The organism is Rhodanobacter soli, assembly GCF_039523495.1.
GTDB lineage: Bacteria > Pseudomonadota > Gammaproteobacteria > Xanthomonadales > Rhodanobacteraceae > Rhodanobacter > Rhodanobacter soli.
This window is the reverse complement of sequence record NZ_BAAAFK010000001.1, coordinates 586,341-607,762: the sequence shown is the minus strand read 5'-3', so window position 1 is coordinate 607,762 and position 21,422 is coordinate 586,341. Positions and strand designations below refer to the sequence as shown.

The window sequence follows — 21,422 nt, the reverse complement described above, 5'->3', positions numbered from 1 at the left end:
GCGGTTCGCCGCGCGGATCTGCGCCTCGACGCAGGCCACCGCCGTCATGTTGACGACCCGCCGCACGGTCGACTGCGGCATCAGGATGTGCGCCGGCTTGGCCACGCCCATCAGGATCGGCCCGATCACCACGCCGTCGCTGAGCATGCGGGTCATGTTGTAGGCGATATTCGCCGCGTCCAGGTTCGGGAACACGAACACGTTCGCCTTGTCCTGCAGCCGCGAGTTCGGGAACAGCTTCTCGCGCAGCGCCGGGGTCAGCGCCACGTCGGCCTGCATCTCGCCCTCCACTTCGAGCCGCGGCGCACGGGCGCGGATCAGCTCCAGCGCCTTGCGCATCTTCTTCGCGCCGCAGGTGTCGCGGCTGCCGAAGTTGCCGCCGGACAGCAGCGCGATCTTCGGCACGATGCCGAACAGTTTCAGCCGGATCGACGCCTGCAAGGTTGCCTCCGCGATCTGCTCCGGACACGGATCGTCCTGCACATGCGTATCGAGGTAGAAGAACGTGCCCTTGTCGGTGGATACCGCGGCCATCGCCGACGGTTCGACTACGCCGGCGTCCAGGCCGATGATGTCGCGGATGTAGCGCAGCTTGCCCTGGTACTGGCCGACCAGGCCGCAGATCATCGCGTCGGCTTCGCCGCGTTCGACCATCAGCGCGGCGATCGCGGTGGGCCGTGAGCGAACCACCGCCTTGGCCATCGACGGAGTCACCCCGCGGCGCTGCATCAAGCGGTGGTAGTGCTGCCAGTAGTCGTCGAAGCGCGGGTCGCTGTTGATGTTGCAGATCTCGACGTCCACGCCCAGCTTGATGCGCAGGCCAGCGCGCTTGATGCGCTTCTCGATCACTTCCGGACGGCCGATCAGGATGGGTTTGGCCAGGCCTTCGTCGACCACCACCTGCACCGCGCGCAGCACGGTTTCCTCCTCGCCTTCGGCGTAGACCAGCCGGCATGGGTCGGACTTGGCGCGCTCGAACACCGGCTTCATCAGCAGACCGGTGCGGAACACGAAGCTGGTCAGGCGATCGTTGTACTCGGCGAAGTCGGCCATCGGCCGCGTCGCCACGCCCGAGTCCATCGCCGCCCGCGCCACCGCCGGCGGCAGCTGCAACAGCAGGCGCGGGTCGAACGGCTGCGGGATCAGGTAGTCCGGGCCGAAGCTGGGTGGCTTGCCGCCATAGGCGCGCGCGCTGACGTCGGACGACTCGCGCCGCGCCAGCGCCGCGATCGCCTTGACGCAGGCGATCTTCATCGGCTCGTTGATCACCGTGGCGCCCACGTCCAGCGCGCCGCGGAACAGGTACGGGAAGCACAGCGCGTTGTTGACCTGGTTCGGGTAATCCGAGCGGCCGGTGGCCATGATGCAGTCCGGCCGCACCGCCTTCGCCTCTTCCGGGGTGATCTCCGGGTTGGGGTTGGCCAGCGCGAAGATGATCGGCCGCGCGGCCATCGTGGCGACCATCTCCGGCTTCAGGATGCCGCCGGCGGAGAGGCCCAGGAACACGTCCGCACCCTCGACGATCTCGGCCAGCGTGCGCGCCCTGGTGTCGCGCGCGTAGCGCTGCTTGTCCGGATCCAGATCAGTGCGCTCGCTGTGCAGTACGCCGTGGCGATCGAACGCCAGGATGTGCTCGGGCTTCACGCCCAGCGCCACCAGCATGTCGAGGCAGGCGATTCCCGCCGCGCCGGCGCCGGTGGTGGCCACGCGGATGTCCTCGATCTTCTTGCCCACCACCACCAGCGCATTCAGCACCGCCGCGCCGACGATGATCGAGGTGCCGTGCTGGTCGTCGTGGAACACCGGGATCTTCATCCGCTCGCGCAGCTTGCGCTCGACGATGAAGCACTCCGGCGCCTTGATGTCTTCCAGGTTGATGCCGCCGAAGGTGGGCTCGAGGCTGGCGATGATGTCGACCAGCTTGTCCGGGTCGTTCTCGTCGATCTCGATGTCGAACACGTCGATGCCGGCGAACTTCTGGAACAGCACGCCCTTGCCTTCCATCACCGGCTTGGCCGCCAGCGGCCCGATGTTGCCCAGGCCCAGCACCGCGGTGCCATTGGTGATCACCGCCACCAGGTTGGAGCGCGCGGTGTACTCGGCCGCCGTGGTCGGGTCCTCCACGATCGCATCGCAGGCCGCGGCCACACCGGGCGAATAGGCCAGCGACAGGTCGCGCTGGGTCAGCAGCGAGGTGGTCGGGGTGACCTTGATCTTGCCGGGGCGCGGCAGGCGGTGGTATTCGAGGGCAGCAAGGCGCAGTTCTTCGGGGAGGCTCATTGGATACGTTTTGTCGGTGAAGGGAAGTCCATCTGCCGCGGCGGATGACTTCCCGTGATGTTAGCACCGAGGCCCCCGACCGGCCCGGTGCAGCGGCCCTAGACGCTCGTCAACAAGTCCTCGCCCTGCACCCGGTTCAACTGGATGCCGTTGATGAAGACCGAGAACGCCAGCTTGCCGGCCAGTCCATGCACACGCTGCATCCACGGCGGCAGCCAGCGCGGCGGCAGGATCGCGCCGGATTCGAAGTGTGGCTGCAATGCGACCACGTCGTGCAGGGTCAGCTTGCCGGCGAACAGGTGGCGCAGCAGATCCATCCGCCGCCGTTTCAACGCCAGGCGGAAGAATGTGTGCACGGTGAGCAGGCCGGACAGGTAGACGTTGTCCTTGGCAAACGCCGCGCCGCCGCCCAGCGGCACGCCGCGGAACACGCGCTGGGCCGAATGGAAGCTGTCCGCCGTGCTCTGCCCGCAGGCGCTGAAGTACTTGTAGACCTCGACGAAGTCGGCGCCGTTGAGCGCCATGTCGATCGCCAGGATGCGCAGGCTGATGCGCTTGAGCCGGGTGATGTCGATCGCGCCGGACATCAGTTCGGCGAACACCGCCAGGCCTTCCTGGGTTGCGGTGACCCGCGGCGAGGTGCGCGCCAGCGACGCCAGCAACGGTTGCCGGCGGCCGTTCAACGCGGTCAGCGAATGCACGAACGCCTCGTGCGCCAGCAGCTGGTGGCGGTCATAGGCGCTGAAGCTGGCGCCGCCGCGCAGGCGGATGCGGGTGGCGCCGGCGGCCGCCTTGGCGGTCAGCTCGGGATCGACCTCGACGTTGATCGTGCCGGCGCCGAAGAAGTCGTCCAGGGTGGCGGCCAGGTCGCCGCGCAGCACGTCGGCCGGCACGTTCACGCAGCTGTCGTCGGCCAGCAGGTCCGCGCCCAGCTCGTCGGAAAGCTCGACGAAATAGCGCGCCGCATCGAGGTTGCTGCGCTGGCTGCCGGGGATGATGTCGTCCGGACGTCCATACAGCGCGATCGACGGCGCGGTGACGCCGGCCGTGCCGACCGATTCCAGCATCTCCGCGGCAATCCGCCAGGATTCGGCGGTGCGGCGCAGGTAGTCGCCCAGCGGGTCGATCTCCGCGCCCTCGGCGGCAGCTGCCTCGATCGCCGCCAGTTCGGCGCGCGCCGCGGACAGGTCCGGCCGCGCGTAGCTCACGTCCGGCAAGGCGAAGCGGCCCTTGTCGTAAGCCTCGATCATGCGGCTTTCCAGCGACGCCGGCCATGCCACGGTGGACAAGATGTGGATGCCGCGCACCGCCGCCAGCAGGCGCTGGTCGAGCGCGGCGTAGCGCCGCAGCTCGGGCGCGACGGTGCCGTCCGGCGCGTTCACCGCGCGGCCCCGCACGACGAACCGGTACGACCTCCCGGCTCGGAATATGACGAAGACAACCGACGCATGCCTGCGCTCCGCTACGACGATGCCGCGATACTAGATGCTTTGGCGCGCCTCGTGCGCAAGCCGGGGCGCGCCGGCTCAGTCCCGCTCGCGCTGCCCGCGATGGCCGTGCGGCCGCTCGATCGGCCGGCCGCCGCGCTGGCGACGCAGACGCGCTTCCAGCGTCGCCGCCTGCTCCTCGCGCTCGTCGTGCAGCTTGAGGAAATTGCGCCAGCGCCCGGGCGCCAGCTCGCCACTGTCGAGCGCCACCTGCACCGCGCAGCCCGGCTCGCTGCCGTGGCCGCAATCGGCGAAACGGCATTGCTCGGCCAATGCCTCGATGTCGGCGAACAGGTCGAGGTTTTCCTCGCCGGTGAGCTTCAGCTCGCGCATCCCCGGCGTGTCGATCAGGCAGCCGCCGCTGGGCAACTGCAGCAGGGCGCGATGGGTGGTGGTGTGGCGGCCGCGGCTGTCGTGGCTGCGCACTTCGGCGGTGGCCATGCGTGCCGTGCCGAGCAGGGTATTGGTCAGGGTCGACTTGCCGGCGCCGGAGGAGCCGACCAGCACCGCGCTGTCGCCCGGCTGCAGGTACGCCGCCAGTTGCGCCACGCTGGCCGGGTCCTTGCCGTTCAATGCATGGATCGGCGTCGCGGCGGGCAGCCTTGCGCGCAAGGCGTCGATCTGCGCCGCGGCGTCCTCGCGCGTGTCCAGCTTGCTCAGCAGCACCACCGGTTGTGCGCCGGAATCCTCGGTCAGCGACAGGTAGCGCTCGATCCGCGCCGGGTTGAAATCGCCATCCAGACCGGTCAGTACCAGCACGTAGTCGATATTGGTGGCGATCAGCTGCCGCTCGTAGCGCTCGCCGGCCGCCGCGCGCGACAGCACCGTGCGCCGCGCCAGCACGTTGACGATGTGCGGCGGCTTGCCCGCCTCGACCTCGACGAAGTCGCCGACCACCGGCCGCTCGGCCGCGTCGATGCCGCGCTTGAGGAAACGTCCGTCCGGCTGCGCGCCGAACAGCGTCCCGCCGTCGTGCAATTCATAGCCGGCGCGATGCTGGGCCACCACCCGCGCCAGGCGCAAACCGGCGGCCGGCAGCGCATCACCGCGCCAGCCGATGCTGCGCAGGCGTTCGATCGTTTCGGCATCGCTCATGGGGAAGTTCGGTCGGCTCGGTTCGGTGATTATGCCTTGCCTGAAGATTGCCCGACGATGAACCGGAATCCGGCCCAAATGCCGCTCGCGCTGCACTGCACCACGCTGCTAGCATCAAGCCGCCGGCGGCATGGCCGCCTGTCGATCTCAACTTGCACAAGGACACCGGCGTTGGCCTCGATCACACCCAGTGCGCACCTGGCGGACGTGCGCTATGAAATCCGCGGCGCGCTGACCCGGCGCGCGCGCGAACTGGAGGCTGCCGGCCTCGACATCATCAAGCTCAACATCGGCAACCCCGGCCGCTACGGCTTCGCGGCGCCGGCGCACCTGCGCGAGGCGATTGCCGGCCACCTGCACGAGAGCGAGGCCTACGGCCACGAACAGGGCCTGGAAATCGCCCGCGAGGCGATCGCCGCGCAGCAGCGCGCACGTGGCGGCCAGGGCGTCGAACCCGAGCGCATCTTCATCGGCAACGGCGTCAGCGAGTTGATCGACCTGTCGCTGCGCGCCCTGCTGCAGGCCGGCGACGAGGTGTTGCTGCCGAGCCCGGACTACCCGTTGTGGAGCGCCGCCACCATCCTCAACGGCGGCCAGCCACGCTATTACCGCTGCCTCGCCCGTCACGGCCACCTGCCCGATCCGGACGAGATCGAGGCGCTGATCACGCCGCGCACTCGCGCCCTGGTGCTGATCAACCCGAACAACCCGACCGGCGCGGTCTATCCGCGCGCGCTGCTGGAACGGCTGGTGACGATCGCGGCGCGGCACCGCCTGCTGCTGCTGTCCGACGAGATCTACGACGAGATCCTGTACGACGGCGCCACTTTCCAGCCGCTGGCCGAGGTGGCCGGCGTGTGGCCCTGCCTCAGCTTCGGCGGCCTGTCCAAGGTGCACCGCGCCTGCGGCTACCGGGTCGGCTGGATGAGCCTGTCCGGCGATCCGGCGCGCACGACGGCGTACCGCGACGCGCTGCAGCTGCTGGCCGCGCTGCGCCTGTGCGCAAACGTCACCGCGCAATGGGCGGTGTTGCCGGCACTGCAGGACGCGCCGACGATCGGCGCGCTGACCACGCCTGGCGGGCGCCTGCACGAGGCGCGCCAGGCCGTGCTGGAAGGCGTCGCCGCCAGCGACTACCTGGAACTGGTAGCTCCGGATGGCGCGCTGTACGCGTTCCCGCAGGTGCGTGCCGACCGCCTCGCCAGCTTCGACGACGAGGCCTTCGCGCTGCGCCTGCTGGAGGAGGAATCCGTCCTCGTGGTACCCGGCAGCAGCTTCAACGTGTCGCGCAGCCGCCACTTCCGACTGACTCTGCTGCCGCCGCCCGCGCAACTGCGCGAGGTGTTCGTGCGGATCGAGCGGGTGCTGGCTCACATGGCGCGCGAACAGACCTCGTCCGCTGTCGCGATGGCCTGAGCCGCGCCATGCTGACCTGTCTCGCCCTCGGCGACTCCTACACCATCGGCGAGGCGGTGACGACGCATGAACGCTGGCCGGCCGTGCTGGTGCAGCGCCTGCGCCGCAGCGGCACGCCGATCGACGAGCCGCAGATCGTTGCCGCCACCGGCTGGACCACCGACGAACTGGCGCAAGGCATGGACGCCGCGGCACTGCTGCCGCCCTACGACCTGGTGACGCTGCAGATCGGCGTGAACAACCAGTACCGCGGCCGCCCGGCCGACGACTACCGCGCACAGTTCGCCGGCCTCCTGGACCGCGCGATCGCGCTGGCCGGCGACCGTGCCGCGCGCGTGGTGGTGGCGTCGATCCCCGACTGGGGCGTCACTCGCTTCGCCCGCGAGCAGGGCCGCGACCGCGCACGCATCGCCGCCGAGCTGGACGCTTACAACGCGCTGGCCCGCGCTGAAAGCGAACGCGCCGGCGCCCGCTTCGTCGATATCACCGGCATCTCGCGCCGGTATCCCGACCTGCTCGCCGACGACGGCCTGCACCCTTCGGCCGCGCAATACGCGTTGTGGCTGGAGGCGATCGAGCCGGCCGTGCGGGCCGCGCTCGCGGCGCCTTGACCGCCGTGCCTTGAAGACCTCCGCGCCGCCCCGCATATCGGGGCGGCGTATCATTACCGTCATTCTTTGCCGGAGTTCCCCATGTCCCTCGACACTGCCACCCGCGAACGTATCGAAACCCTGCTCAAGGACCACCGCGTGGTGCTGTTCATGAAGGGCAACCGCCAGCAGCCGATGTGCGGCTTCTCCGCCGCGGCCACCAACACGCTGAACGAGCTGTTGCCGGAGTACCACACGGTCAACGTGCTGGACGATCCGGAGATCCGCGAGGGCATCAAGGCCTACGGCGACTGGCCGACGATCCCGCAGCTGTACGTGGAAGGCGAGCTGGTCGGCGGCGCCGACATCATCCACCAAATGTACGGCAGCGGCGAACTGCACCAGCTGTTCGGGATCGCCGCGCCGGACCGCACCCCGCCGGAAATCACCATCACCGACGCCGCCGCCGAGGCGATCCGTCAGGGCACCGCGAACGCGCAGGGCGTGGCGCTGCACCTGGAGATCGGTCCCGACCACAGCGCCGGCTTCCAGCTGGCGCCGGCCGGCGAGCACGACATCGTGGCCCGCGCGAACGGCCTCGAAGTGCACTTCGACCCGGCCAGCGCCCAGCGTGCCAAGGGCATCGTGATCGACTGGGTCTCCACCGTGCAGGGCGAGGGTCTGAGCCTGAAATTCCCCGGCGCCACCGAGATCAAGCCGCTCAGCGTGCAGCAGCTGAAGCAGCGGCTGGCCGCCAACGACATCACCCTGATCGACGTGCGTCCCGCCGCCGGCCGCGCCCAGGCCGCACCGCTGGCGCCGGCCCGGGTGCTGGAGGAGGAAGGCTACGAGAGCCTGACCAACCTGCCGAAGGACACCGCGCTGGCCTTCATCTGCCACCACGGCGTGTCCAGCCGAGCCATGGCCGAACGCTTCGCCGCGCACGGCTTCAGCAATATCTACAACGTGGAAGGCGGCATGGACGCATGGGCCAGCGAGGTGGACTCCAGCGTGCCGCGCTACTGAGCGGGGTTTAACTCACCATCGCGCTGGTACATTTTTGATGAGGAAGCGACAGGGCGGAGTCCGTCCCGCGACGTACGGGCTCAACCCCTAGGCGTGGGTATGTCGCACTGCCGATTGAAGTCGCCTATCGCCCCCACCAAGTCGGCTACGGCTGCCCTCTCGGCTTCGCTGAGGTCGGGATTCCAGCTGTCCAGGATCAGAACCACCCGTGTCTCGCTGCTGTTGTTCCACGCCTCATGTTCAAACGTGTCATCGAAGGTGACGCAGCGACCCTCACGCCATGCATGGATTTCCCCACCCACGCGCAAAGCGCAATCCGACGGCACGATGAGCGGCAGGTGGGTAACCAGTCGGGTATTTGTAACGCCCCGGTGCGGCAGAATATGCGTGCCCGGTCGCAACACCGAGTACAGCGTTTCCGGCGAGTGCTCGCGAACCCGGGCCAGCGGCAACGAGTCGAGCACTGCGGCCGTTCGCGGGCAACGCTCAGCATGGGCTTCGTAACGTTCCCCATGCCGATGGAAGAAATACGCGTCCCACGCGGGGTCCTGGGAGCCGGAGGATCGCAGCAGATCTGCCGCGTCCTGCGGCGAATCCGTCAGCAGGAACGACTCCAAAACCTTGGGCTGCGACAGCACGGCACGCAGTTCCTCGCGGATCGTCGCGGTATTGGCCTCGAGTTCTGCCAACCACGGGAAGCGTTCGCGCGGATAATAGGGCTGGCTCGGCACACCGGGGAAATAGAGAAACTTGGGTTGCTGCCGCGGGTCAGGCAACGAAGGGAGCTTCTCGCCAAGGTAGATGGCGAGGCATTCCTCAACGCGCGTCAGGTCGGATGACCCGTACCGCTGACGCAACGGTTCCAGCACGGCATCGAACAGCTGCCGGCGTCCGCCGTCGATGAATCCGATAGCGTGCCTCACTGCCGCCTGCAGGCCCGGCGCAGTAGTGGCATCGCTCATCCAGCGCCCCTGCGCCTGAGCGGTGTTTATCGCGCCGAAATAGGCGACCAGCGCTTCGTGGATGTTACCAAGTTGCTCAAGCGCAATTCCCAACCGCAATCGCGCAATGAACATTTGCGGCGCGACATGCAGGCAACGCTTCAGGCTGTCGGCAGCGCCCTGCCAGTCATGGACCAGCGACTGGGCCGCACCCAGATGGTGAAGCGTATTGGGATCCTCGGGCTGGGCCTGCTGCGCAACCAGCAGCATGGCCACTGCACGCATGGCATCACCGCGCGCGAAATGGCGGGCAGCCACGAACTGCAATGCCTCGACATCATCCGGCACCAGTTCCAGCAGCTGGGTGAAGCAGCGCTCCGCCAGTGCAGGATCCCCCTGCCGTACCCCTTCCAGCGCCCTCGCCCGCAGCGCAACCGCGTCGCCCTGAAGCCCGCTATTCATTGCCTCATCCGCCATCTTGCCCCATTGCCTCTCAATACTACCGCCGATCCCCATCGCTGTATCCGCAGGCATAATAGAAGGGTTGCGACAGACGGTGCGAGACCCCGGGGGGTTCGCCGGTAACGCGCTGTGGAATTGGCTAGCTGACCAGAGGTTCTGATGAATTCGCGTCTGCAAGGGCTGGAAGCGAGTGTTACCCGGGACGTCATGGCCGCCGGCGAAGCGCTTGATGCGGGGCGCGTCAACGAGGCGGAGCAGTATCTCGCGCAAGCCCTCGCCGTGCATCCGGAACATCCGGAAGTACTGCGAATGAAGGCCGGCATCCATGATCTGCGCGGCCAGCACCAGGACGCGATCCGGGTAATGCAGCGCGCGCTGGCGCAGCAGCCGCGGGATGCGCTCTATCACAACACCATGGGCACGCTGCTGGGCAACGCGGGTGACTATGAGGCCGCGATCGACGCCTTGCGCCGCACCTGTGAACTCCTGCCCGGGCTGGCTCTTGCCTGGTACAACCTCGGAGTAATGCTTACGAAGTGCGTGCGCAACGAGGAGGCCACCGAGGTGTTGCGGCGTGCCGTTTCACTGATGCCCGACCATCTCGCCGCACGCGCCCTGCTCGCCGACATTCTGCGCACGCGAGGACAAGTCGACGAAGCAGCCACCGAATACCGCAACTTGATCGGGATACGTCCCGCTGAAGGCATGGCATGGTGGGGGCTGGCCGATCTTCGGACGCAACCCTTCACCGAAACGGATAGGGATCAGATGCGCGCCGCCTTGCAACGCGACGATGCCACCGAACACGATCGCATCGCCATCGGCTTCGCGTTGGCCAAGGCGCTGGACGATGCCGGCAATTACACGGAATCGCTGGCGGTGCTGCAACAGGCCAACGCCATCGCGCGACGCCAACAGGCCTGGGATGCACGGGCATTCTCCAGCCAGGTCGCTGCCGTCGGCGCCGCCTTCGAGCAGGCACCGACGGTGGCCTCCGAGCCGCTTGGCCGCGAGGCCATCTTCATTGTCGGCCTGCCACGCTCGGGATCCACACTGGTCGAGCAGATTCTGGCCACGCATTCCTCGGTGCAGGGCGCCGGCGAATTGCCCGATCTGCCGCAGGTGCTGGCCGAAGAATCGCGCCGACAGGGCAAGCCGTTCCCGCAATGGGTTGGCGACGCGCAAGCATCCGACTGGGCGCGACTGGGGCGCCGCTATCTCGAGCGCACCGCGCGCTGGCGGCGCGAACGCCCGATTGTTGCCGACAAGCTGCCCAACAACTGGATCTACATCGCCGCCATTCGCGCCATGCTGCCGGCTGCGCGCATCGTGGTGTGCCGTCGCGACCCGCTGGAGACCTGCTTTTCCTGTTACCGGCAGCGTCTGGACAGCAGCAACGGCTACACCCGCACGTTCGAGGACCTGGCCAGCTTCTGGCACGACTTCGACCGCAGCGTCACGCGCTCGGCTGCTCTGTACCCCGAATACGTGCGCGAACACAGCTACGAAGCACTGCTCAGTCAGCCGGAAACGCAGATCCGCGAACTGCTGGACTTCTGCGGGTTGCCGTTCGAGGTCGCCTGCCTCAAGTTTCACGAGAACAGGCGCGAGGTGCGCTCACCCAGTGCCACCCAAGTGCGACAACCCCTGCGCCAGGACACGGCGCGTTCGCAGCATTACGGGAACCTGCTCGATCCGCTGCGCGAAGCGCTGAATCTGCCGCCGCCGCCATCATGACCCCCGCCAATCCGACGTCGCCGGCGTCGGGCACGAGCGAGCCCTACCTGGCCGCCTACTACCAGGGCCTCAACCACGGTTCCGTGCAGACCGCCCGCCAGATACTGCTGGACGCACTGGCGTCGGCTCCGGAGCACGTATGGCTGGAGTGTGGCCGCGCCCTGGTGTTGCGTGCGGACATGGAAGCCGCATTGGCGGTATTTGCAAGGGCGTCAGCTTGCTACCCAGCTTCTGGCGAACTGTGCGTGGGCCTGGCCGGGCTGTACTGGCAGATGCACAGCCACGCCCAGGCCGAAGCCCTGCTTCGCGGCTGGTTGTCACAGCACCCCACACACGTCAGTGCTTCGTTTCTGCTGGTGCGGCTGCTGCTCGAACAGGGGCGGGTGCAGGCCGCTACAGACACGCTGCTTCAGCTGTTCGAACATGGCCGGCATGACGCGGACACAGTGATCCGAGCTGTTGAAGTGCTCGACGACTGCGGCCGTCCGCAGGACGCCGCGCGCATCTGCGAGGCCGCGCTGAGCGGCGGTCTGCAGGAGGACCCACGTCTGCATGCCTACGCGGGCATGCTGGGCATCCAGTTGGGTCAGTTTCATCGCGTGCGCGAGCATTATGACTTCGCGCTTGCCCATGCCACCGATGCCGTGGAATGGAACATTCCCATCGGCTTGTCCGGCCTGCAGCGTTATGCCGATGCCAACCACCCCGACTTTGCCCTGTTTCGCCGAGTGCTTGCGCAACCCGGATTGAGCGAGAAGGCACGTACGACCACGCTGTTCGCCTTGGGCAAAGCCTGTGACGACATCGCCGACTATGCGCAGGCCGCGGTGCACTTCCGTGAGGCCAACGCGCGCGCCAAAGCGAGCGGCTCGTGGTCGCGCAAGCAATGGAAACGCATCGTCGAAGCGCGACTGGCGGCGCCGGCTTGCCCGTGGATACTTGCCGCTCCGACCGATTGGGTACCGGTGTTCATCGTCGGCGTGCCACGCTCCGGCACCACCTTGCTGGCAGAGCTGATCGCCCGTCATCCGCTGGTCTGCAATCGTGGTGAACTGGGATGGCTTCAGCAGGTCGCACAGAAACTTTCAACTGCGCCGCGCGACCGGAGCAAGCCATTCGAAGACGCCGCGGCCGTCTATGCAGCACACCTGCGACAGGACGACTCGAACGCCCGTTGGTTCATCGACAAGCAGCCGCTCAATCTATTGCATATCGACCTGATCATGGCGCTGTGGCCCAACGCGCGCATCATTCATTGTCAGCGCAACTCACGGGATATTGCACTTTCGCTGTGGACGCAGTCGTTCCACGATCGCGCCCACGATTACGCCTACGATTTCGCCGACATTGCCGCGATGATTCGCGGCTGCCACCGTTTGATGTCGCATTGGCATGTCCGCTACGCGTCTTCGATCCACACCGTACGTTACGAAGATCTCGTGCGCGAGCCTGGCGCTTGTATTGCCACGCTTGCACGCTGGCTTGGGCTGCCTGAGTTGGACCCTCCTCATTCCAGCAGTGACGATCGCGCGATCCGCACGGCAAGCGCCTGGCAGGCCCGCCAACCGGTCTATACGCGATCCGTCGGGCGTTGGAAGGACTACCTGCCCTATCTGCCCGAGCTGCTCAAATTCCATCACGACTGACCCCGCCGAAAAGCTTCTGGCCCTGCGGTTTCCACCTGGCCCTACCGGCCATGATCATGCCACTACCGTGTCCTCCGAATCGCTGAGTCATCAGCGACAGGGTCGGAAAACATCCTGGTGGTCAGACCAAGGACGATATGCCCGGTCAATCAACGCGCGACGAACCGTTCGGCACGATCCAGCGTGTCCTGCAAGCCGGGAAGAACCTGCCTGATCAGATCCGAATGCCGACGCCACTTGTCGGTAGCCGGCGCGGTCACGGTGTAGCGCGCAAGCGGCAACACGCCATCGAGCGAACGATCCCAATCAAGCCCGAGCGCGGCGCATAGTCGCCCCACCTCGGCGGCCGGATTCTCGAGGAGCGCGTCATACCGGGCAATATGACAACGCTCCGCCGGCAGGGCATTGAGGTCGTCCAGCAGGATGCGCATGGTCGTGTTCCACTGTGCCGCCACGATCTCCTGCAACGGCAGCCCCTTCAGATCGCGCCACCCGGGCACCAGCAGCAACGACCAAGGCAGGCCTTCCCACCCGGGAAGATTCGGGTAAGTGCGGAATCGGCCTGATTGCCAGGCCTCGATCATGCTGCTCAGGGTCTGGCGCGGATCGCGATGCAGGTAGATGAACTGCGCTTCGGGGAATATCCTTGCCAGGAACGGGATGCGCAAGGCATTCTTCGGCGTTTTCTCGAGCATTCGAAGCGGTCGACGCTCCGGTGCACTTCCATCCCTGTCGCGCAACTCGGCCAGGAAGCGGTGACGCAATTCCTCGATCAGTTCTGGCGTCGCTGCGGTTGCGTCGAGTCTGTTGGATTCATAGCCGCGGTCGTCGGCACTGAGGCCGCGCGCACCCTCGATCAAGGCGTGGCTCTCGCGACCGATGGTGAACAGGTTGGGGGCCTTCATCAGCGTTTCGAACAGCAAGGTGGAACCGGAACGGGGCGGCGAAATGATGAACACCGGGCGGTCGAAAATGGGGTCGCGGACACTCCTCCCATCACCAGGCTTCGACATCGCGACCGTCGTGGCCTGACGCAATTCGCCACCGTCGCGATTGCCACTGCTGTCACCAATGGCCACCGACAGAACCATCAGCCTCAGCGCAACCAGCAGTGACGAACCGTTGACGAGCTGCAACGACGGCGCGGAATTCTTCAGCCACTGTTCGTACGTGCCCAACGCTTTGCGATAGGCGGGCAGGCCGGCCGGATCGGTCCCGTACTCGGACCACAGCGCCTGCCATGCGGCAAGGAAGCGCGAGGTGACCTGCTGGGCGGGTTCAAGCTGTGCATGCGGGCGTACTTCGCGCATCAGAAAGCTGATGTGCTCGCGCAGCTCCCACGGCGTCATGACTACCGGCAGGTTGACCGATTCGTAGCGCAATGCGGGGTGCCTTTCGGCGGTCGGCACGACCGGCTCCGCATGCCACCCCTCCGGCATGTGATTGCCCGGCATCCGCCCATCCCGGACCAGTTCCCCGAACTCGTCGCTGCCGACGGTATCTGCGACCAGGTGGATTCGCTCGTCGTCGGAACCATTGATTACGTGATGCGTGCGCCAGGTATCGAAAATCCAGCACTCCCCAGGTCCCATGTTGACTTCACCTTCTCCGCAGATGAATCGCACGGTCGGCTTGGTCACGATGGGAATGTGCACGCGTGCGCGTGCGCGCCAGTAATAGTTCACATCGAAGTGCGGGCTCACTTCGGCCTGGCCGGTCAGCTTCATCAGGCGCGTCCGTCCCCATACCGCACCAATGCGAGACAGCACCTGCATCAGATACGGGCATTGCAGGAGGTACGGTGTAGGCCGCATCGCACCGGCAAACGAGTCGTTGTCGGGGCTGCCATCGACTGCGATCAATGGAAGCCAGAGATTGCCAGGGTACTTCTGCGGGTGCTCATGCCAGTGCTGTTCGCCAAACACGGCGATCTCTTGCGCGAGAACTCCGGCGTCAAACTGCAACGGCAACTGGATGAAAGGGACTGGCAGTTTCACAGATTGGCCATCATTGGGATTGATTGAGCTGCACGTCGGCGACGCGATATCGGACTGACTTCGTCGGTGTAACGGTGACAACCTTATCGTCAGACGCAATCGCCGAGGCAGGATGCACCTTCGACGATTCGAGACTGGACCGGCCCGCCATCCTTTGTTCGGGCTCTACCTATTGACCCGTTGGCTCAGGCGTTGATCGCCTGCCGCAACGGCAGCAGATGCTTTTCATAACGACGCCACTCGTCGAAAAAGCGGGTATGGATAGGTTCGCGCACCTGCGACATGCTCAGCGTGGCGACCGCGGCCTTGTTGCGGGTCACGTCGGCACATCCCGGCTCCCATTCCAGTCCGCAGAAAGCCAGCACCTTGCGGGCGGTCGTTTCCGGGGCGCGCGTCAAGTCAGCATAATCGACATCGAGAATGACGCCTGGCATGGCTGCATGCCAGTGCGCCATCACCTGCCGATACTGCTGGTAATGCTGCGCAAGAGCGTTCAGATCGTAGCTCCACGGAAACGCCTCTCCGAGCAGGGCCCTGTAGTTGGAAAAGCATACGTCCATCGGATCGCGGACGAGGTTAAGAATACGCGCCTGCGGCAAGGCGCGATGGATGAGACCGGCAACCATCCAGTTTCGCGGCAACTTGTCCACGTAGAACGGCGCACCGTTTGCGCGCCACTGGGTCTGAGCCAGGTAGCGACGCCCCAGTTCGGAAAAATCCAGCTCATCGAGGCACTCCAGCACGTGCCCGTCGAGAGTGACGCCATGGTCGGCCGCCCATCGGAGCTGAAGACCAAACTCGTCCAGTTCGCCCGCCGAAGTCACCATCGAGTGATTGCTCAGCACACGATCGAGCAGGGTCGTGCCGGATCGCGGCATGCCAACGATGAAGATCGGCTGTGGCCCCTCATGAACGACATCGTCGGCCTTCAGGAGCTGGGGCGTGCAGCGCGTGACCAGATGCTCGAAGAGGCGCCAGGCGAATGCCGGATCATGATGTTGCCGCGCGAACATGAGCCGGTTGCCGCGCTCCAATGCGGTCCAGGCCTCCTCGTAGCTTCCCGTATCTTCCAGCTCCTTGTAGAAGGCGAATTCCAGCGCGGCGTGATCTTCCGACCCCGGACTGACCGTCGCGAGACGGCGGCGCAAGTCCACCAGATGGTTCTGTTCGGGGGTTTGCTTGCGCAGCCTGGTCAACGCCAGCGCCGCCCTCCCGAACGTCGGCTGCAGGTCTAGGGCACTGTTGAGCTCCGCTGCCGCCTCCTGCATGTGGCCATTGAAGATCAATTCCAGCGCACGGTGGAAGCGGAAATTGGCGGAATTCTCGCCCGCGGCCTTGGCCCGATTCAGCAGATTCAGGGCTTCTGTATGTTCGCCAAGCATCTTGCGCAACGCAGCCAGTCGCGTCAGCAGTGTTCCGTCCGAGGTCTCGTTCAGCAAAGGATGATCCAGGCAGGACCGTGCCGCCAGCGTCTCTCCCAACCCCAACAGAATTTCCGCTGTTTCTGAAATCATCCCCGCATCCGCAGGCAGGTCGTGGGCGACTCCGAGCATGCAACGGACGGCATCGCGAATACGCCCATCGACTTGCGCAATCCGACCAAGCGCAAGTCGTGCCTCGATATGTGCCGGATCACGCTGCAGCAGCGATTCCAGCGAGATACGGGCGGGAACCATATGGCCATTGGCCAGATACCGCTGGGCACGGCTCCAGAGTCGGGTGGTTGATTCACTCATTTGAACTTTTCCTGGCGAGCATGGCGGCAACTTGCTGGATCGACACGCTAAGACTGCATATTCGAACTGTCCCGCCATCTCGCGGAACACTCAACAGTCCACCTCGTCCGTATAGCCCCAGTATCTCAGCATGGGCTCAAGGATCGGCAGCACTGGTTCGAACTCGCGAGGGTATTTCTTCCAGCGATTGAGCCCTCTCTTGTTCACCGGCTCGATTACCTGCGTATAGCTGGGCGTTCCGATATACCCCTTGTTGCGCGCATGCTGATCGAAGCTCAGCAACGGCTCGGCGTCCTCCAGGTTCAGGAACCGCGCGATCCGCTGACTCTGCCGGGGGAAGTCCGCTACCAGATCCTCGTAGCGGGAAATCAGCAGGTCGGGTTGGAATATCTCCACATCCTCCAGCCAGTACTGCATGGACTGCACATATGCCGCGGCCAGGCGCTCGAGGCTGGAACACGCCGCGCCAAGAATGCTGGAGCGGAAGTTCTGCATATAACAACTGAGGACCACGTCGCACGGATGGCGCAGCGCCAGAATGAACTTCGCGCGCGGGAACAGCCGAAAGATCATCGGCATCCAGAGCATGTTCAGCGGGTTCTTGTCGACCAGTTGCGCATCCCAGCGTCGCTTGATTCGCTCCGACACCATGATCAGATAGAGTTTGCGCAATTCGTCGCAATCGTATTGCCGCAGGACGTCAAGATTATCCAGGATACGCGCGTCATGCCGACGAAGCTTCTCGGCGAGCCGGTTGAAAAAGGGGTTCTCATCCATTGACTGCAGCTGCGGGTGGGCATCAAGCATCTGCTCCAGAAGGGTGGTGCCCGAACGTGGAAACCCGACGATGAAGACTGGCGAATTTTCGACTTCCGGCGCAATCAATGATGGCCACTTCCGATAGGCGTCGCCCGAGACCCGCACGACATCGGCAGGCATCGCCTTGGCGTCAGGCTGGAAGAACTCCGGCGAAGCAATTTCAAGTTCCTTGACCTGCAGCCGATGGGCGATGTGCAAGGCCTGCATCGTGCCGCTGGCATCACCCGAATTGTCGCGCGCATGGGCCAGGTCGAAGTAATGCGTATAGTCGTCCGGATGTCGGGGACCGCACTGCTCCAGCAGCGCCACCGCCAACGGCGCGTCGCCACGTCGCCGCGCCAACGTGGCGCGCAGGTGAACGGCCTCGCTGGCCATCGCGCCGACATCAGCAGCGCCCGTCGAGACAATGGATTGCAGTGCCGCCTCAGCCTGATCAAGCTGGTTCTTTCGCTCGTAGATCTGCGCCAGAATCAGGCGCGCCTCGATGTACGAGGGATTCCTCGTCGCGAGGTCTTCCAGCAAGGCTTCGGATGCTGGAACCTGGCTCATCAGTTGCAGCAATTTCGCCAGCTCGAGTTGCAGCGCATCGTCATTGAGCGGCAACCACTCTCGCCATGGTTTGAGCAGGCCTTCCGTGCCCTGAAAATCCTGGCACAGGCAGCAGGCATGGGCAGCATGAATCCGCACCATGGGGGAGTCGGGATCGATCTCGAATGCGCCCAGCAACGCATCGCGGGCACGCAGGTATTCCTTGGTCCGAATCCACATCAAGCCGCACTGAACTCTTGGCGCCGTGTTGCGCGGATCCAGCCGGATTGACGTGGCAAACGCGGCTTCTGCTTCCACAAGCGAGCCTGCGGCAAGCAACATGCTGGCGTAATTGCACCAATGCAGACTGCTATCGGGAAACAGCTCGGTCAGGCGAAGACAAACGGCCGCAGCTTCGTCAAAGCGCTGCTGGAGCTGAAGACTCATGGTCAACAAGACCAGCAGATTCTCGTCGTCCGGTTGTCTTTGCAAATGGGCTCGACACAGCCGTTCCGCCTCGGGCAGGTTGCCGGTGTTGATGGCGCTGACAATCAACGGGGAAGGTTCCTGAGTCATGGCATGAAAAGGGCCGCGTGATCAGTTCACGCGGCCCTTGAGGTTACAACATGCGAACCGTTTTATTAGAACTTCACGGTCACACGGGCCCAGAAATAGCGGCCAATCAGATCGAAATCGCTGGGATCGGTGTTCGCGTTGAGCGAGTTGTTTGCGAACACGATCGGCGGCTGCTTGTCGAACACGTTGTTGACACCAAAATCAACGCGCGTGTTCAATGGCTCGAGGTTGTAGCCAATCGACACATCGTTGTAGATGGTCGCGCCGTAGTTCATCACCGCACCACGGATGGTGCAGGGGTTGCTGGGACTATCGTAATAGCACGTGCCGGCCGGGAAGACGTTATCCGACACCTTCGGCGAACCCAGCGCGAACTTGCCGATATAGCGCATGCGCCACGAGGCTGACCAGCCGCCGTCCTGCCAGTTGACGAAGCCCTGACCGCGCCAGCGCGGGTACAGGCAGACGCCCGCGTTGTCGGGACAGGCCGCCGACTGGGCGGAACCGTAGGGCAGGAAATGGCCGGCATTGTGATACGTCGTGTTGCCTTCCGTACCCGGCGCAGTCTGCTGGTTGTAGTACTTCAGGTAAGTGGCGTTGAGACCCACGGTGAAGTTGCCAATCGGCGTCTGCGGCAGCTTGTAGATCAATGAATAGTCGACGCCACCGGTGCTGGTGCTGCCCAGATTGCCCGTGGGCTCGAGGAAGTTCGAGGCGAGCTGGCCCTGGTTCGGACCGCTGGCAAAGCGATGGATGAACTGGCAATAGTCGGTCTGACCGGCACTGCACAGGTTGATCACGCTCTGCGCACCCACCGTGGTGATGATGTCGTTCAGATACACATGCCAGAAATCAACCGTGGTCGACAGACCCGGCGCCCACGACGGACTGTAGACCGCACCCAGGTCAAACGACTTGCCCTGCTCCGGCTTTACATTAAACCCGGAGTAGATCGAGCCGGCGGTGATCGCATTGATCTGCGTGCCGGAGGCCACAGCCTGGTTCTTGAAGGTGCCATCGGTAGGTACACCGACGCAGGCCGGGTTGACAGGATTGCCGGTGTAGCCGTCGCATGGGTCGAAATTGACCAGCGGCGCATCGTTGCCGGGGGCACCGTAGAGCTCGTTGATATTGGGTGCGCGGTAGACCTCGGCCATCGTGCCACGCAACAACAGGTCGCTGATGGGCTTCCATTCCAATGCGAACTTGAAGTTGTTGGTGCTGCCCGTGGTGCTGATACGGGAGTAACGATCGCCCACGGTCAGATTCAGCGACTGCGCACCCGGCATATCGGCTAGCAGCGGTATGAAGGCCTCGGCATAAATCTCCTTCACATTGTAGCCACCGCGCAGACCGGAGCTGCACTGGCTGCCCAGCACGCAGGTACCTTGATTGACGTCAAGCTGCAAAAGCGGATCGACTATCGAGGTGAGGTGCTCTTGGCGATAGTCCGCACCCACGGCCAGCTGAACCGTACCGGCAGGCAGGTTGAACAGACCACCATTAACGCCGGCGTGCCAGATCTTTTGCTGGGTGTATTGATTGCTGATGGCCGGCACAGCGGCATTCTTCAAGGCAGCCACGGAGTTGGCCGAGAACAAGTCGAACGGGTTGAAACCCAGTTCAGTCGGACCGATGCCGGTTGGGCAGGAACTGGCAGCATCAGCGGTCGTCGAACAGCTCAGTGCCCCCTGGTACATGTACGACGGGCCCGTATAGAGCTTGTTGCCATTGGGCAGACCCAAGGTGGTGGTGACTTGGCTGATGTGGCCGTAATCAAGGCCAGCATCCCAGTTCCACTGCTGATCCATGAGCTCGAAATTGCCCTTGAACCCCGTGCTCACCTGACCGGTAGTGGTACCGAATTGGGCGGCACGGTTACCGGCCGAGACCAAGCGCGCATTGAACGCGGTCAGCCCTTGCTTGTATTCCACGCCGAACGGGTTGTAGAAGTTGTTAGCCGAGACATCTGCGCCATACGGGCTGCCGTAGACCGCCGGTGCCAGCTGGAACGCCGAGCTGGTCTTGTTGTAATAGGCACTCATGTAGGCCGACACATTGTCGGAAATGTCGTACGTGCCCATGACGAACGCATTGGTGCGTTCCTGGGGGGTCAGCACCAGGTTGACCGTGGCGTAGTTGTACTTGTCGCTAGCTGGGCCGTTGTTTACATAGCAGTGATAGTTGGCGGGGCTCACCACCTGGCTGTTGCCGCCTGGGTTGAGTGCGATGAAGCCGCAACCGGTGGCAGGGAACAAGCCCGCAAAAGCCGGAGGCAGCTGGATATGGCCGTATGGCGACGACGATGACCCGCCTACATTGGCCGTCGGGGGAGTATTGACCGTGCCATACAGCGAAACCGAGTTCTTCGAGAAGCCGCGGCTGCCGGCAATAATCTGATCCTGCTTGTTGTACTCGATACCGCCGATGATCCCGCCCTTGTCGGAGGTATGGCCGAAGGTGAAGCTGTAACCGCTCTGCTGGCCATCCTGACGGTCGGATTCGCCGTAATTGGCGGTGAACTGAGCGCCCTGGTAATCCTTCTTAAGGATGAAGTTGACCACGCCACCAATCGCATCCGAACCGTAAGTCGCCGAAGCGCCATCGGTCAGCACTTCGATGCGATCAATCGCGCTGGCGGGGATTGAGTTCGGATCGGTGTTTACCACACGCTGGCCGTTGACCAGGATCAACGTACGGTTGGAGCCAAGACCGCGCAGGTTGATACTGGAACCACCCGTGCCGCCCGCGTTGTTGACCTGTGGGTTGACGTTGCCGCCGGTCATGGTGGGCAGTTGCTGAACCAGATCGCCCAGCGTCATCTTGCCGGTCGCCTCGATCTGGGCGCGATCTATGGTGATCACCGGGTTGGAGGTTTCCACATCCACGCGGCGAATCAGCGAGCCGGTGACCACAACGGTCTGTAGCGTTTTTGCCTTTTTCTGGCTGGATTGATTGGCCGCGTCCTGGTTGCCCGTGTCTTGGGCGAAGGCCACGTTCGAAGCGCCTACCGCGATGACAGCGCCCAGCGAGAGTGCCAAGCGAACTGCCGAAGAAAGTTTCTTGACCCCAAGTTTCATGAAAAC

At 64.5% G+C, this 21,422-nt stretch carries 13 protein-coding genes; 5 read left to right on the top strand and 8 right to left on the bottom strand.

What is annotated here, in order from left to right; genetic code table 11:
* The 3 genes from ABD024_RS02560 to rsgA all read right to left on the bottom strand — a co-directional run.
* On the bottom strand, nt 1-2,280 hold a 2,280-nt coding region (locus tag ABD024_RS02560), incomplete at its 3' end, for an NADP-dependent malic enzyme (RefSeq protein WP_343849296.1).
* 98 nt (nt 2,281-2,378) lie between these two features.
* Nucleotides 2,379-3,662: a peptidase MATCAP family protein gene (locus tag ABD024_RS02555; RefSeq protein ID WP_343849294.1), complete on the bottom strand. Its 1,284-nt coding sequence runs from the start codon at nt 3,660-3,662 to the stop codon at nt 2,379-2,381.
* A 144-nt stretch (nt 3,663-3,806) separates the two neighbouring features.
* Nucleotides 3,807-4,862: a ribosome small subunit-dependent GTPase A gene (rsgA, locus tag ABD024_RS02550; protein ID WP_343849292.1), complete on the bottom strand. Its 1,056-nt coding sequence runs from the start codon at nt 4,860-4,862 to the stop codon at nt 3,807-3,809.
* Nucleotides 4,863-5,033: 171 nt separating this feature from the next.
* Here rsgA and ABD024_RS02545 point away from each other — a divergent pair, with 171 nt between their 5' ends.
* From ABD024_RS02545 to grxD, 3 genes are all read left to right on the top strand, one after another.
* Nucleotides 5,034-6,278, top strand: a complete 1,245-nt coding sequence (locus tag ABD024_RS02545) for an aminotransferase class I/II-fold pyridoxal phosphate-dependent enzyme (RefSeq protein WP_343849290.1) — start codon at nt 5,034-5,036, stop codon at nt 6,276-6,278.
* A gap of 8 nt (nt 6,279-6,286) precedes the next feature.
* A complete protein-coding gene (locus tag ABD024_RS02540; RefSeq protein WP_343849288.1) occupies nt 6,287-6,889 on the top strand; it encodes an SGNH/GDSL hydrolase family protein in 603 nt (200 codons plus the stop codon).
* Between the two features lie 81 nt (nt 6,890-6,970).
* Nucleotides 6,971-7,894, top strand: a complete 924-nt coding sequence (gene grxD, locus ABD024_RS02535) for a Grx4 family monothiol glutaredoxin (RefSeq protein WP_343849286.1) — start codon at nt 6,971-6,973, stop codon at nt 7,892-7,894.
* Between the two features lie 80 nt (nt 7,895-7,974).
* On the opposite strand, the gene ABD024_RS02530 is transcribed toward grxD, so the two are convergent.
* Nucleotides 7,975-9,297: an aspartyl/asparaginyl beta-hydroxylase domain-containing protein gene (locus tag ABD024_RS02530; protein WP_343854438.1), complete on the bottom strand. Its 1,323-nt coding sequence runs from the start codon at nt 9,295-9,297 to the stop codon at nt 7,975-7,977.
* Nucleotides 9,298-9,456: 159 nt separating this feature from the next.
* Between ABD024_RS02530 and ABD024_RS02525 the strand changes: the two genes are divergently transcribed.
* Both ABD024_RS02525 and ABD024_RS02520 read left to right on the top strand, forming a co-directional pair.
* On the top strand, nt 9,457-11,034 hold the full coding sequence (locus ABD024_RS02525; protein WP_343849284.1) for a tetratricopeptide repeat-containing sulfotransferase family protein: 1,578 nt from the start codon (nt 9,457-9,459) through the stop codon (nt 11,032-11,034).
* Nucleotides 11,031-12,680, top strand: a complete 1,650-nt coding sequence (locus ABD024_RS02520) for a tetratricopeptide repeat-containing sulfotransferase family protein (protein ID WP_343849282.1) — start codon at nt 11,031-11,033, stop codon at nt 12,678-12,680. Before ABD024_RS02525 ends, ABD024_RS02520 begins: the two co-directional genes overlap by 4 nt.
* Nucleotides 12,681-12,829: 149 nt before the next feature.
* On the opposite strand, the gene ABD024_RS02515 is transcribed toward ABD024_RS02520, so the two are convergent.
* From ABD024_RS02515 to ABD024_RS02500, 4 genes are all read right to left on the bottom strand, one after another.
* The gene (locus ABD024_RS02515; RefSeq protein ID WP_343849280.1) at nt 12,830-14,677 is read right to left on the bottom strand and encodes a sulfotransferase; all 1,848 of its coding nucleotides are present in this window, start codon (nt 14,675-14,677) and stop codon (nt 12,830-12,832) included.
* Between the two features lie 185 nt (nt 14,678-14,862).
* Entirely contained in the window at nt 14,863-16,413 is a 1,551-nt protein-coding gene (locus ABD024_RS02510) for a tetratricopeptide repeat-containing sulfotransferase family protein (RefSeq protein WP_343849278.1), read from the bottom strand.
* A 90-nt stretch (nt 16,414-16,503) separates the two neighbouring features.
* Complete coding sequence (locus tag ABD024_RS02505; RefSeq protein ID WP_343849276.1) at nt 16,504-18,315, bottom strand: tetratricopeptide repeat-containing sulfotransferase family protein; 1,812 nt, start codon at nt 18,313-18,315, stop codon at nt 16,504-16,506.
* A gap of 86 nt (nt 18,316-18,401) precedes the next feature.
* The gene (locus ABD024_RS02500; RefSeq protein ID WP_343849275.1) at nt 18,402-21,416 is read right to left on the bottom strand and encodes a TonB-dependent receptor plug domain-containing protein; all 3,015 of its coding nucleotides are present in this window, start codon (nt 21,414-21,416) and stop codon (nt 18,402-18,404) included.
* Nucleotides 21,417-21,422 lie beyond the last annotated feature (6 nt).